Source organism: Leucogemmata humicola (genome assembly GCF_055379415.1).
The window spans coordinates 540,876-554,242 of sequence record NZ_AP040875.1; the positions used below are offsets into that span (position 1 = coordinate 540,876).

9 protein-coding genes are annotated in these 13,367 nt (G+C 61.8%); 6 read left to right on the top strand and 3 right to left on the bottom strand.

Annotated features, from left to right (window positions below; translation table 11 throughout):
* Positions 1-28: 28 nt before the first annotated feature.
* The 4 genes from AC6H4Z_RS02130 (at position 29) to AC6H4Z_RS02145 (ending at position 6,498) form a co-directional block, all read left to right on the top strand.
* Positions 29-1,387, top strand: coding sequence for a phosphoribosyltransferase family protein (locus AC6H4Z_RS02130; RefSeq protein ID WP_497545085.1), 1,359 nt, complete (start codon positions 29-31; stop codon positions 1,385-1,387).
* 42 nt (positions 1,388-1,429) lie between these two features.
* On the top strand, positions 1,430-2,773 hold the full coding sequence (locus tag AC6H4Z_RS02135) for an APC family permease (protein ID WP_497545086.1): 1,344 nt from the start codon (positions 1,430-1,432) through the stop codon (positions 2,771-2,773).
* Between the two features lie 48 nt (positions 2,774-2,821).
* Positions 2,822-3,388, top strand: coding sequence for a hypothetical protein (locus AC6H4Z_RS02140; protein ID WP_497545087.1), 567 nt, complete (start codon positions 2,822-2,824; stop codon positions 3,386-3,388).
* 62 nt (positions 3,389-3,450) lie between these two features.
* A complete protein-coding gene (locus tag AC6H4Z_RS02145) occupies positions 3,451-6,498 on the top strand; it encodes an aminotransferase class III-fold pyridoxal phosphate-dependent enzyme (protein WP_497545088.1) in 3,048 nt (1,015 codons plus the stop codon).
* A gap of 46 nt (positions 6,499-6,544) precedes the next feature.
* On the opposite strand, the gene ahcY is transcribed toward AC6H4Z_RS02145, so the two are convergent.
* The 3 genes from ahcY to AC6H4Z_RS02160 form a co-directional block, all read right to left on the bottom strand.
* The gene (ahcY, locus tag AC6H4Z_RS02150; protein ID WP_497545089.1) at positions 6,545-8,026 is read right to left on the bottom strand and encodes an adenosylhomocysteinase; all 1,482 of its coding nucleotides are present in this window, start codon (positions 8,024-8,026) and stop codon (positions 6,545-6,547) included.
* Between the two features lie 76 nt (positions 8,027-8,102).
* On the bottom strand, positions 8,103-9,053 hold the full coding sequence (locus tag AC6H4Z_RS02155; RefSeq protein WP_497545090.1) for an ArsR/SmtB family transcription factor: 951 nt from the start codon (positions 9,051-9,053) through the stop codon (positions 8,103-8,105).
* A gap of 84 nt (positions 9,054-9,137) precedes the next feature.
* Positions 9,138-10,124 (bottom strand): hypothetical protein, encoded by a 987-nt coding sequence (locus AC6H4Z_RS02160; protein ID WP_497545091.1) that lies wholly within the window; start codon positions 10,122-10,124, stop codon positions 9,138-9,140.
* A gap of 255 nt (positions 10,125-10,379) precedes the next feature.
* Here AC6H4Z_RS02160 and AC6H4Z_RS02165 point away from each other — a divergent pair, with 255 nt between their 5' ends.
* Together AC6H4Z_RS02165 and AC6H4Z_RS02170 are read left to right on the top strand one after the other, a co-directional pair.
* Entirely contained in the window at positions 10,380-12,014 is a 1,635-nt protein-coding gene (locus AC6H4Z_RS02165; RefSeq protein WP_497545092.1) for a TldD/PmbA family protein, read from the top strand.
* The gene (locus AC6H4Z_RS02170) at positions 12,011-13,366 is read left to right on the top strand and encodes a TldD/PmbA family protein (RefSeq protein WP_497545093.1); all 1,356 of its coding nucleotides are present in this window, start codon (positions 12,011-12,013) and stop codon (positions 13,364-13,366) included. Before AC6H4Z_RS02165 ends, AC6H4Z_RS02170 begins: the two co-directional genes overlap by 4 nt.
* Position 13,367: the final 1 nt, after the last annotated feature.

The following is a 13,367-nucleotide window of genomic DNA, read 5'->3' on the forward strand; positions in this document are numbered from 1 at the left end:
TCGCTTACACGCGACTGTCGGTGAGTCTATGACTGCGCTGCCGATTCGTCTCTTTCCCAAGCGTCCTCCTTTTCGCGATCGCACGGATGGCGGGGAGCTTCTCGCGCAATCGCTGACTGCGCGGTTTGCCGGTGCTAGTGCGACCGTGCTCGGTGTGGCACGCGGGGGCGTTCCCGCGGCGCGCATCGTCGCCGATCATCTTGGTGCGCCGTTCGGCGTCGTGGTGACGACGAGGGCCGGTGGACCACGTCACATCGTTCGACAGTTTTCCGAACGCGAACGCATCAATCGCGAGCTGCGGGCGCACATGTATCGCGTCGCTCACACGCCGCCCAACGTACGCGGGCAGACGATCATTTTGGTGGACGATGGCATCGTCAGCGGCGCGACGATGCGTGCCGCGGCACGCGCGATTCGTGCGCAGGGCGCTGATCGGATCATCGGTGCTGTGCCAGCGGCATCGCGCCTGGGAGCGACAAAAGCATTGATGGAAGTCGATGCCCTCGTGTCGCTGTTGACCATCGACACCATCGATGGGCTCTCCGGGATTTACGAGAAGCACGATCCGATCAGCGATCATGATGTTCTCAAGCTGCTGCGACCGTCGAACAACCGGCGGATGTCGTTCGCGTACGCCTCGGACATCATGCGCGACGTCAGTGATCGCATTGCGCCGGCATGGCCGAACTCCGTCGATCAGGATTGCGAACCGGTGCTGGAGATTCCAGTGCATGATGGGCGTGTATCGGCAACGCTGGGTGCGCCAAAAGAGCATGCCTGCGCGGACGGATATTCCGTGTCGGAACCGCGTGGTCTCGTCGTCTTCGCTCAGAGTGGAAAATTCGCGCAGGATAGCTTCACCAATCGGTATCTTGCCGGCCGCATCCGGCTCTCTGGCTACGCCACGTTGTGCGTAGATCTGCTCACGAACGACGAGCGTCGTCGGCCCGGTGACGACGCTTCGCTACGTATCGATCTTGGCCGGCTCTCTGACCGTCTAGCGGCTGTGTACGAGTGGGCCGCACATCATTCGATCGACGGACATCAGCGATTGATCCTCGCTGGGGCGGGCGTGGGCGCTGCCGTTGCGCTTGCGGCGGCCGCACGGCAACGCGTTCGAGCACTCGGAGTAATCGCACTCGGTGCGCGCCTGGATCTTGTGAGCCATGTCTTCGACCGCGTCGAATCTCCGGTGTTGTTGGTCGTCGGGGAGGGTGATCGAGTTGCGGTTCGGCGAAGTACCGACGCGGTGCATTCGCTGCGTGGCGAGGCGACGCTCGTTCGCGTCCCTCGTGCGGGGCAGAACTTCGCCGAGCCGGGAACACTCGGAGTTGCGGGAGAGCATGTTGACCGGTGGCTCGATCGATTGAGGCGCCGAAGTATGTGAATGGATTTGCGGTGATGCGGCTTGGTTTCGTATGGTTAGGCCATGAGTTCAACCTCACAGGAACCAACGCTCGCTCGCCGCCTCGGCCCGTTCGACGCGACGATGATCGTGATGGGCGGGATCATCGGCGCGGGCATCTTCGTCAACCCGAGCAATGTGGCGCGCGATGTCCACACCCCGGGGCTCGTACTCGGTGCGTGGGTGATTGGCGGCGTCATCGCGCTGATCGGCGCGTTCGTGTATGCGGAGCTAGCTGCGCTCAGGCCCCGGGTTGGCGGCCAGTATGCGTACCTGCGCGATGCGTATCACCCGATCGTCGCTTTTCTATATGGCTGGACACTGCTGCTCGTGGTGCAGACGGGCGGCATGGCAGGCGCAGCGATCATCTGCGGGAGGTACTTCCGCGAGTTGACTGGACTGGGTGTGTCCGAGCAACTCATCGCGGGGGTGACGCTCGGGATTCTTACCCTCGTGAACTGTCTCGGCGTCCGCGCGGGCAGCAATCTTCAGAGCGCGCTGATGATCACGAAGTTGGCTGCGATCGCGATGCTCATTGGCGTGGGCTACATCATGGTGACGCCGGCGCCGACCATGGCCGCTGCAGTTCCTGGTGAAACCGGTGGGTCTCTTGGGCTCGCGACCGCGATGGTGCCGGTGCTCTTCGCCTACGGCGGCTGGCAGACGGCCAGTTTCGTGAGCGGCGAAATGCGCGATCCGCGACGTGATCTGCCGCGCGGGCTACTGATTGGCGTGATTGGCGTAATCGTTCTCTATCTCGCAGTCACGTACGTGTGTCTTCGCGTGCTCGGCGTCGACGGGCTGGCGCAAACTCATACGCCGGCGTCGGAAGTCATGCGCCGAGCTCTAGGTGATCGCGGCGCTCGGCTGATCGCGCTCGGCATTGCCGTGTCGACCGTCGGTTTCTTGAGCCAGAGCATTCTCACGGCGCCGCGCGTGTACTACGCCATGGCGCGCGACGGTGTGTTCTTCTCCGCTGTCGGAACGCTCAATGCGCGCACTCGCGTGCCCGTCGTCGCGATCGTGTTGCAAGGTGTTTGGGCCGCCGTCATCGCGCTCACCGGCAAGTACGACCAGATCCTCAACTACGTCGAGGCGATCGACGTCCTCTTCTTCGGCCTCACGGGCGCATCGCTGCTCATTTTTAGAGCGCGTGAGCGGCGCGTGGGTGGTGAGGTCGAGGATCGACCGCGCGTTCCGGGGCATCCGGTGACGACGATCGTATTCGTGGCCGCGTGTTGGGCCGTCTCCGCGGTGACCGTGGTCCATCGTCCACAGAGCGCGGGTATTGGTGTGGCCATCCTGCTTCTTGGCGTGGTCGTTTTTCAGTTTTGGCGCAAATCCGATCGAGCGGTCGCGACGAGCTGAGGCGTCGATCGGTTTGCCGTCGTTGCGGCTGGCCGCGTATGGTTCGTCATGCGATTTTTGCCGCGACATGTGCTCCACGCGTTCGCCGTTTGGACAGCCATTGGGTGTAGGGGCGACGACTCGAGCACTGTGCGCGGGCGTGGTCTGAGCATCGCGTCGCTTTCGCCAGCGGCGCAGGCGCAGATCTATCGGGCCGCGGTGCACGGCGCATTCGACGTCGACGAATCGCTCTCGCTCCTGTTGGATTCTCGATTCCTTCCGCGGGTCGCAGGTCTCGCCGCTGACGGCCGAGTTCCGACGTCGGTCGCCGCGGCTCTGGCAACGGATAGTGTGACTCGCGGATCGTGTGAGCCGCCGTTGCGAGGATCGCCGGGTGTGCCTGTCTGTACGGCGGCGCGTCCCGGGTACATCGTTCGTTTTTCCCCCGTATTCGCTCTGCGTGCGGATTCCGTTCAGGTGTACGCATACTTCCAGAACTACGACATCAAGGGCTCCGAGCCGTCGCAGACCCTGCGTTTCGAGCGGGCGTATCAGGTCGTGAAGCACGGCGATGAATGGACCGCCGTGCGCGAAGGGCGAGTGCCAAAGGAAGCGCGTACCGAGCCGCGGGGTTGAACGCGGCTCCGCACCAGGTAGCATTGAGGTTCGCGTTCGACCCACCGGTTCACTTCGGCGTAATGCTCGATCAAAGCCCACAATTCGACCTCGCGGCCGCCGAGCAGTTGGCGCGAGAGCATTTTGGCGTCGATGGCCGCGCCAGCGCACTAACCAGCGAGCGCGATCAGAACTTCCTCATCGATGGCGCCGGCGGCTCCAAGATGGTGCTCAAGGTCGCGAACGCTGCGGAGGATCGCGTCATTCTCGAGGCGCAGCAGCGAGCGATCACTCACCTCGCGCAGCGCCTCGACATCACACCGCGAGTCCTGTCGACCGTCAACGGCCGAGCGCTCGCCGAGACAATCGGCGTCGATGGAAAGCGGCATTATGTGTGGGCGATCACGTGGATCGACGGAACGCCGATGGCGTCGGTTGCGCGGCGTTCGCCGCAGCTCGACGAAGACTTCGGCCGTCAGGTTGGCGCGTTACGTCGCGAGTTGGCTGATTTTGATCACCCCGGCTTTCATCGCGATTTCTACTGGGATCTCGCGAACGGTCGCGCCGTTGTCAGGGCCAAGCGTCTCCTGATCAAAGATGCCGTTCTTGGCGCGACAGTCGACCGTGTAGTCGCCGAGGTCGATCGTCACACTGTGCCGTTGCTCGCGGAGTTGAAACGTACAATCGTCCACGGCGATTTGAACGACCACAACGTGTTGGTCGACGGCGGCGATGACCTGTGGGCGCGCGGCCAGGTCGTTGCCGGCATCGTGGACTTCGGCGACATGGTGTACAGCTACAACGTCGGTGAGCTCGCGATCGCGATTGCCTATGCCGTTCTCGATCGCGAGGATCCACTCGCCGTTGCGTCGTCGATGGTGCGCGGGTACTGCGCGCAAAACACACTCGACGACAACGAGCTGGCCGCGCTGTTCGGTCTCGTGCTACTCCGCTTGTGTGTGAGTGTCTGCATCGCTGCCGATCAGCAGGCGCAGCGGCCCGACAACGAATATCTCAGCGTGAGCCAACAGGCGATTCGTCGCACGCTTCCGGTGCTCGCGGCGATTCCATTTGGCATAGCTGAAGCGACGTTTCGAGCGGCGGCCGGAAAGACGCCGTCATCAGTCGGCGACCGAGTTCGCGAATACCTCGCATCGACGCGCGCCGTCGCGCCAGTCGTCGGCTTCGACTTGGCGAGCGAGCCAACGATCGTTCTGGATCTGAGCGTCGCCAGTCCGCTGGTGTCGGGCGATTGGCGCGAGAATACCGAACCGCCGTTGACCGAGCGAGTCTTCGCCGAGATGGCGCGTGCTGGTGTGAAGGTGTCAGTCGGTCGGTACGACGAACCGCGGCTGCTATATGTCGCTCCTGCCTTTGCGACTGGCGAGCGATCGACGTCCGAGCACCGAACGATCCATATCGGTCTCGATCTGTTCGCGGAGGCCGGAACACCGGTGTTCGCACCGTTGCCTGGTGTCATCCACGCATTCAACGACAATGCGCAACTCCAGGACTACGGGCCAGTCATCATCCTGCGCCACGAGACCGATGATGGGACAGAGTTCTTCACGCTGTACGGGCATCTGAGTCGCGAATCGCTTGCCACTGCACAAGTCGGACGGGTGGTAAGAGCGGGCGAAGCGTTTGCATCGCTTGGCGCGGCGGAGGTTAACGGCGGCTGGACTCCGCACCTTCACCTTCAGGTCATCACCGATCTCCTCGGTCTAGGAACCGACTTTCCTGGAGTCGCACGGCCATCGCAACGCGCAGCATGGTTGGCGATTTGCCCCGATCCAAATCTGCTCGCGCGCGTGCCGGCGAATCGATTTCCGAGTGAGACGCCGTCGAAAGCTACGACGTTGGCAACGCGAACCGCGCGGCTCGGACACAATCTCAGCATCGCGTATCGTGAGCCGGTCAAGATCGTGCGCGGCTGGAAACAGTATCTGTACGACGATGAGGGTCGCACCTTTGTCGATGCGTACAACAATGTGCCGCACGTCGGCCACTGTCATCCGCGCGTCGTGGAAGCGGGCGCAGCGCAAATGCGCGTACTGAACACGAACACGCGTTACCTGAACGACCTGTTGAATACGTACGCCGAGCGGCTGCTCGCCACGATGCCGGCGCCGCTCGATGTTTGCTATTTCGTGAACTCAGCTAGTGAAGCGAACGAGCTCGCGTTGCGACTCTCTCGAGCGTACACGGGCGGCCGCGACATGGTCGTCCTCGACGCCGCGTATCACGGCAACACGACGTCGTTGGTCGACATCAGCCCGTATAAACACGCCGGTCCGGGCGGTACTGGCACCCCCGATTGGGTGCAAGTCGCGCCACTTCCCGACGACTATCGCGGTCCGTTCAAGCGCGATGACGCGCGCGCTGGTGAGAAGTACGCAGCGCACGTTGGCGACATCGTTACCAAGCTGCGAGGCCAGAACCGGCGCATCGCGGCGTTCATCGCCGAGACGTGTCCGAGTGTCGGCGGTCAGCTCATCCTGCCGCCGGGATATCTCGCGCACGTCTACGAGCATGTGCGTCGCGGCGGCGGACTGTGCATCGCCGACGAAGTTCAGACGGGACTCGGCCGGATGGGAACGAGCTACTGGGCGTTCGAAGACCAGGGCGTTGTTCCTGACATTGTCGTCATGGGAAAACCGCTCGGCAACGGTCACCCGATTGGCGCGGTCGCAACGACGCGCGCGATTGCCGACGCGTTCGACAACGGAATGGAGTACTTCAGCACCTTTGGCGGCAACACGGTTTCCTGCGCCGTTGGCATCGCTGTACTCGACGTGCTGCGCGACGAGGGGCTGAAAGAGCACGCGCGAGTGGTCGGAGATCGACTCCTGAACGCTCTCCGCCCGATGATCGATCGCTATCCAATCGTCGGCGACGTGCGCGGCTCCGGGCTCTTCCTTGGTGTGGAGTTGGTGCGAGATCGCGAAACGCTCGAGCCCGCAGACGCGGAGGCGAGCTTTGTGTCGAACCGGATGCGGGAACAGGGAATTCTCGTCGGCACCGACGGTCCGTTTCACAATGTCGTCAAGATCCGCCCGCCAATGCCATTCGACGCCGGCGATGCCGACCTGCTCGTCGAAGCATTCGAGACGGCGATCAGGGAACTCTAACAGCGCGACTGGCTGCCCATGGCGCTGGCAGCCAGTCGCGAACCTGCTAGTAGCGGTAGTGGTCCGGCTTGTACGGTCCTTCCACCGGAACTCCGATGTACGACGCCTGATCCTTCGACAGCGTCGTCAGTCGCGCACCGAGTTTGCCGAGGTGCAGGCGAGCAACCTTTTCGTCCAGCCACTTCGGAAGTACGTACACCTTCTTCTCGTACTTCGTTGGGTTTCCGAACAATTCGATCTGCGCCATCACCTGATTGGTGAAGCTTGACGACATGACGAAGCTCGGGTGGCCGGTAGCGCAGCCGAGGTTCATCAGGCGTCCCTCAGCGAGAATCATCACCGAGTGGCCATCGGCGAACACCCACTCGTCGTATTGCGGCTTGATGTTCACGCGCTTCACGCCCGGCACTTTCTTGAGGCCGGCCATATCGATCTCGTTGTCGAAGTGGCCGATGTTCGCCACGATCGCCTTGTCCTTCATCTTCGTCATGTGCTCGGCAGTGATGATGTTGAAGTTGCCGGTTGCCGTGATGAAGATGTCGGCCGTCGAAAGCACGTCTTCGACCGTGACGACCTGGTAGCCTTCCATGCATGCTTGGAGCGCGCAGATCGGATCGATCTCGGTGATCACGACGCGTGCACCCTGACCGCGTAGCGCCTGCGCGCAGCCCTTGCCCACTTCGCCAAAGCCGAAGACGACGGCGAGCTTGCCGGCGATCATGACGTCGGTGGCGCGATTCAGACCGTCGATCACAGAGTGACGGCAGCCGTAGATGTTGTCGAACTTCGACTTCGTCACCGAGTCGTTGACGTTGATTGCCGGGAAGAGCAGGGTCCCGGCCTTCATCATCTCGTACAGGCGATGCACGCCCGTCGTCGTCTCTTCGGTCACGCCCTTGATGTCCGCGGACACCTTCGTCCAACGGCCGGGGTTTTTCTTCGCTTCTGCGTTGATCAGGTCGAGAATGACGCCCCATTCCTCGGGATCATTCGCCGGATCGAATGCCGGGATCTTTCCAGCCTTCTCATACTCGGCGCCGCGATGTACGAGCAGAGTGGCGTCGCCGCCGTCGTCGAGCAGCATGTTCGGACCCGCGCCGTCGGGCCACATCAGCGCCTGCTCCGTGCACCACCAGTACTCCTCGAGCGTCTCGCCCTTCCACGCAAACACAGGCGTGCCCTTGGGATTGTCGACAGTACCAGTGCGACCAACCGCGACCGCCGCGGCAGCGTGATCCTGCGTCGAGAAAATGTTGCACGACACCCAGCGCACGTCGGCGCCAAGGTCGACGAGTGTTTCGATGAGGACGGCCGTCTGCACCGTCATGTGCAGCGAGCCCATGATGCGCGCACCCTTGAGCGGCGCCTTGCCCTTGTACTCCTCGCGGATCGACATCAGGCCGGGCATTTCCTGCTCGGCGAGACGGATTTCCTTGCGCCCGAATTCGGCGAGCGAGAGATCGGCGACCTTGAACGGCGGACGATCGGTAGACGGTTTCTTGTGTTCGACCAACTCGGCGACGCCCATGAGAGTGAATCCTTTTGCGTGAGTGCGTGACGATCTGACTACGTGAAAACTGAAAAGCGAAGATTGCGAACGTTTGTTATCTGTCGTGCTTTCGGCCTGTCGCGACAAACAGCGTCGGACCCTTTGCTTCTGGATCGGCAGGAAGCGGACGGTATCGACAGCCGACAAAACCCGCGTTCCCGAGCCAATCCTTCATTTGATCGGCGTCGAAGCCCTGCCACACGTGCCCCAACTGCACGATGTACTCGACGCGATCGTGCGACATCAGATCGACGATGAGCAATCGACCGCCCGGTTTGAGCACGCGACGAATTTCTCGCATGACCTTGGCCGGATCGGTGATGAAATGCGCGACGAGAAACAACACTGCCGCGTCGAGTACGCCGTCGTCGATCGGGAGTGCTTCGATCGTTCCAGTGCGAAGTTCGACGTTGGTGTGGTTCTCGAGGCGCGACTTCGCGGCCGCAAGCATTGGGCCCGACTCGTCTACAGCGATGACCTGGCCCACGCACGGAGCGAGAGCGTCCGAGATGTGGCCCGCGCCGCAGCCGAGGTCTCCGATGACCCACGTCTCGTCGAGCAGATCGAGGAGTGCGAGGAGATCGGTGCGCGCACCGATCATTTCCGCGCGCATCCTGTCCCAGGCGTCGGCCGAATTCAGGAAGAAGATCTGGGCCTTGTCGCGCCGTTTGGCGAGAACGCCATCGGCTCGTCGTCCGTCCTGTGCGGCGACGGGGGTGCTCGCGAACTGGTCGCGGACGACGGTCCACAGGTCGCGCGTAGCCGGTTCGAGCTGGGCGACCATCATCTTATAGAATCGGGTCGTACCCTCGCCTCGCGCGACGAGCCAGCCGTCGTCCGCCAACAGCTTGAGGTGCCGGCTGACGGTGGACTGCGGAAGCTGCAAGACCGCGCACAGTTCACCGACCGTAAGCTCATTCCTGTCAAGCAGTAACAGGATTCTGCTTCGGGTCGGTTCGGCGAGCGCGGTGAGGCGGTCGAGGACGGTTTGCTGCGGGGCGGCCATATATATCCGTATATCCGGATGGAAGATAATACCTCCGATGGCCGCGCGTCAATCACACCGACGCGCCCAAAACGGCAGCCTCAGCTATGTCCCCGAGAGTGCCCGACGAAAACCATCGAGGTCGTCGACGGACAGCCCAATTCGCGTGATGTCGCGCGTGCGTCCATACGGCCCGTGAGCCCTTAGTGCCGCACGAAACGTGATCATCGCGTTCGGATTCCCCGGCGCACCACGCAAGTAGCCTGCGGTGCGTTTGTGCGGCGCCGCCATTTTGCCGAATTCAATTCCTTCGATGATCGAGCGTGGAACATCGACGCGCCACAGCAGGCCGTTGCGGACTTGGATGTCGGTCGGCGTCACGATGATGGGGCGCAGCTGAACCGACCGAGCGAGGCCAAGGAGCCAGATTGTCGCGAAGAAGCTGGCGACGATCAGAATGTTCGCGGCGGCGTTATGACGGACGCGAACGATGAGGTCGACGACGATACACTCGACGATCGTGAGTGGCACGAGCGCGTAGAGCAGTCCCGCGTATCCGTTCTTTCGATGATAGCTGAATCCGCTCGCGTTGCGCGGCACGAACGGGCCACGCCTCCACGATCCAAGGGCGAAATAGAACATCGACATTTCTGTCGCGAATACTTCGGCGATTCGCGGTTGCAGCCCAGATCCCGAGACGACGAAATGGATCCGCTCGGGTGTGTCGAGTTCGGTGCCTGCAGCGGCGAGCGAGCGCTGCGTCCGACGGACGCCAAGCACGACGAACGCGATCGCTGCTATCTCGAACGGAATGCCGAGGTAGCGGATGTACTGCACGAAGTCGCGATAGCCGGGCGGAAGGATGAGCGCCGCCAACACGACACTCGCAATGAACACCGGCAACAGGGTGCGCGGTGCAGCGAGTTTGCGTCTTACCACGATCAACCAGTACGCGAGTGTGACGCCGATCGTAAGATCGAAGCTCGCGGCTGGTGCGATGAAGTTTGGTCGCGAAAGAAATTGCGGCGAATGGACGAGCGCGCCGTCGACAGCGTACATGAGTAGCGCGACGACGATGAAAGTCGTTGGCACTCGCACGCGAGGAGGTCGCGGGGCCAGAAGAGCGTTCACGAATACTCGTGGCGATGGTTGGCGCGCAGATGTCGGCTTCTCGAAAGCTACTGGACCATTCTACCCGTACATATCCCAAACACCAGGATATGCCGTCGAGAGTTGCAGTAACCGCGAGTGCACGGCCAGTTTGCACTTCGCGCACTGAACTGTGCGCGCAGTCGGAATGCTCATGCATTTTGCTGTGAGGCCTTTCTCCTCAACCGGCATGCTCTCATGACCAGCAGGCGAGACTTTCTGAAGAAGACCGGTGCCGCGGCGGCAATGGCTGCTGTTGGTTCGGCGATCCACCCCGGTTTCGCGTCGGCGTTGACTGCGCCACCGGTCTATCCTCGAGGTGTTAGCTCGTTCGAGGAGTTGCCGATTAAGGAACTACTCATGGATGCGCTCACCGCGGCGAAGGCGGCCGGCGCGTCGTGGTCGGACGCGCGAATTGGCCGGTATCGTCAGAATTTCGTCGGCACTCGAGAAAAGCAGATCGTGCAGGTTGGCGATACGGATTCCATCGGTATAGGGATCCGAGCGCTGGTAAATGGCGCGTGGGGATTTGCCGCGTCGCAGACGCTGACACGCGACGGTGTTGTCGCCGCCGCCCGCGAGGCAGCAGCGATCGCGAAGGCCAACCGCATTCCAGGGGCGGCACCTGTCGTGCTTGCTCCGGCGCAGGCGTATCCGAATGCCACCTGGAAGAGCGCATTCGAGATCGATCCGTTCACCATTCCAATCGAGCAGAAGGCTCAGCTGTTGATCGACGCGAACACGGAGGCGATGAAAGTCGCGAACGTGAAGTTCGTGAACAGCTTCCTGTTCTTCAACAAGGAAGACCGCAACTACGCCAACACCGACGGCTCGTTCATCACGCAGACGGTGATTCGCAGTTGGGTGCCGTTCACGGCGACCGCGGTTTCCGCCGACTTCAGTGATTTCCAATCGCGCGGCAACGTCGTTCAGCCGACGGGACGCGGCTGGGAGTTCATCGTGGCGGCCGATCTGGTAGGCAACGCACGGAAATGGGGTGAGGAAGCCGCCGAAAAGCTCAAGGCCAAACCCGTCGACGTCGGTCGGTACGATCTCGTGCTGCATCCGTCTCACCTGTGGCTCACGATTCACGAGTCGATCGGGCATCCGACTGAACTGGATCGCGCCATGGGGTACGAGGCGAACTACGCGGGCACGAGCTTCGTCGCCCCTCCGGAAAAGGTGCTTGGCAATCTCAAGTACGGCCCCGAGTTCATGAACATTCAGGGCGACCGCACGCAGGAAGGCGGTTGCGCGACAATCGGCTGGGACGACGACGGCGTCAAAGCCGATTCGTTCCCGATCATCAAGAACGGGATGTTCCACGACTATCAAACGAGTCGCGAACAGGCGCCGTGGCTCGAGTGGTACTACAAAAAGATCGGCCAACCGGTGAAGTCGCACGGCTGCTGCAACGCGGACAACTGGAGCAGTGTGCAGTTCCAACGCATGCCGAACGTCTCACTGCTTCCCGGACAGCAAGACCGTAAGTGGGAAGATCTCATCGCCGCCACCGACAACGGCATCGCCATCATTGGCGACGGATCGTTCTCGATCGATCAGCAACGATACAACGCACAGTTCGGCGGTCAGGTGTTCTACGAGATCAAGGGCGGCAAGATCGCGGGAATGCTCAAAGACGTCGCCTATCAAATGAAGACGACGGATTTCTGGAACTCCATGGACATGATCGGCGGCAAGTCGAGCTACATGATGGGCGCCAGCTTCTTCGACGGAAAAGGTCAGCCCGGTCAGATCGGTGCGGTGAGCCACGGCTGCGTGCCCGCTCGCTTCCGCAACATCAACGTGATCAACACGGGGAGAACGTCATGACGCGCGCAGCTGATAGCCGAGTACTGACGCGTGAACAGGCGCAGAATCTGGTTGAACGCGTCGTGAAAATGTCTAAAGCCGACTCGATTCAGGTGAACGTCGGTGGCGGGTACAACGCCAACGTCCGCTTCGCCGACAATCGTATTTCAACCGCCGGCGGAATCGCGACGGCGAACGTCAACGTACAGAGCTCGTTTGGTCCGAAGCACGCCGTGGTGTCGACGAACGATTTCACCGACGCCGGCCTCGAGCGCGCAGTGCGACAATCGGAAGCGCTGGCCAAGCTCGCACCCGACGATCCCGAAGCAATGCCGGAGCTCGGGCCACAGACGTATGAGAATGTGAAATCGTATTTCGATTCGACTGCGAACCTCGGCCCCGACGGCCGCGCAGAAGCGGCGCGCGCCGCGATCGAACCATGCAAAGCTGCAGGTGATCTCAAGGCTGCCGGTTTTCTGATCACTGGCATTGGAGCCGGCGCAGTGGGCAACAGCAAAGGACTCTTCGCCTACCAATCCGGCACCTCATCCAACTACACGCTCACCGTTCGCACCACCGACGGCACTGGCTCGGCATGGGTTGGCGCCGACCATCCGGATTGGTCGCAGGTGGACGTGAAGGCGTTGGCGAAAACAGCAATCGATAGAGCGCGACTCTCGCGCAATCCTGTCGCCGTTGAGCCGGGTCGCTACACAGTCATCCTCGAGCCGCAGGCCGTCGGCGATCTCGTGCAACTGCTAGCGTTCTCGCTCGACGCGCGCTCGGCCGACGAAGGTCGCAGTCCGTTCTCCAAGCAGGGCGGGGGAACAAAGATCGGCGAGAAGGTCGTGGACGAACGCGTTACGCTCTTCTCTGATCCGGGCGATCCGCAGCTCTTGAGCAATACCTTCGACGGTCAGGGACTTCCGGCGCACCGTGTGGCATGGATCGAGAACGGAATTCTCAAGCGGCTCACGTACTCGCGTTTCTGGGCGCAAAAGCAGAAGCAGCAGCCCGACGCAGGCACGAACGCGGTGAAGTTCTCCGGCGGAACGCAATCGACTGAAGACCTGATCAAGTCGACGCCGCGCGGAATTCTCGTCACGCGGCTCTGGTATCTACGTCAAGTCGATCCGCGCACCGTGCTCTTCACGGGTCTCACGCGCGACGGAACGTTTCTGATCGAAAACGGCAAGGTTTCGAAATCTGTGAAAAACCTGCGCTTCAACGAATCGCCGCTCTTCATGCTCAACAACCTCGAAGCGCTCGGCCGCGCAGTGCGCGTTGCCGGCACCGAATCGGGCGGCGACGTCGTCATGCCGGCGATCAAGGTGAAGGACTTCAATTTTACGAGTCTGTCCGACGCCGTCTGAC

Bases quoted from the DNA above. Each gene is read 5' to 3' on its own strand.
- AC6H4Z_RS02130 (WP_497545085.1), top strand. From the start codon at position 29: ATGACTGCGCTGCCGATTCGTCTCTTTCCCAAGCGTCCTCCTTTTCGC.
- AC6H4Z_RS02155 (WP_497545090.1), bottom strand. From the start codon at position 9,053: ATGGCCGCCCCGCAGCAAACCGTCCTCGACCGCCTCACCGCGCTCGCC.
- AC6H4Z_RS02135 (WP_497545086.1), top strand. From the start codon at position 1,430: ATGAGTTCAACCTCACAGGAACCAACGCTCGCTCGCCGCCTCGGCCCG.
- AC6H4Z_RS02170 (WP_497545093.1), top strand. From the start codon at position 12,011: ATGACGCGCGCAGCTGATAGCCGAGTACTGACGCGTGAACAGGCGCAG.
- ahcY (WP_497545089.1), bottom strand. From the start codon at position 8,026: ATGGGCGTCGCCGAGTTGGTCGAACACAAGAAACCGTCTACCGATCGT.
- AC6H4Z_RS02140 (WP_497545087.1), top strand. From the start codon at position 2,822: ATGCGATTTTTGCCGCGACATGTGCTCCACGCGTTCGCCGTTTGGACA.
- AC6H4Z_RS02165 (WP_497545092.1), top strand. From the start codon at position 10,380: ATGACCAGCAGGCGAGACTTTCTGAAGAAGACCGGTGCCGCGGCGGCA.
- AC6H4Z_RS02145 (WP_497545088.1), top strand. From the start codon at position 3,451: ATGCTCGATCAAAGCCCACAATTCGACCTCGCGGCCGCCGAGCAGTTG.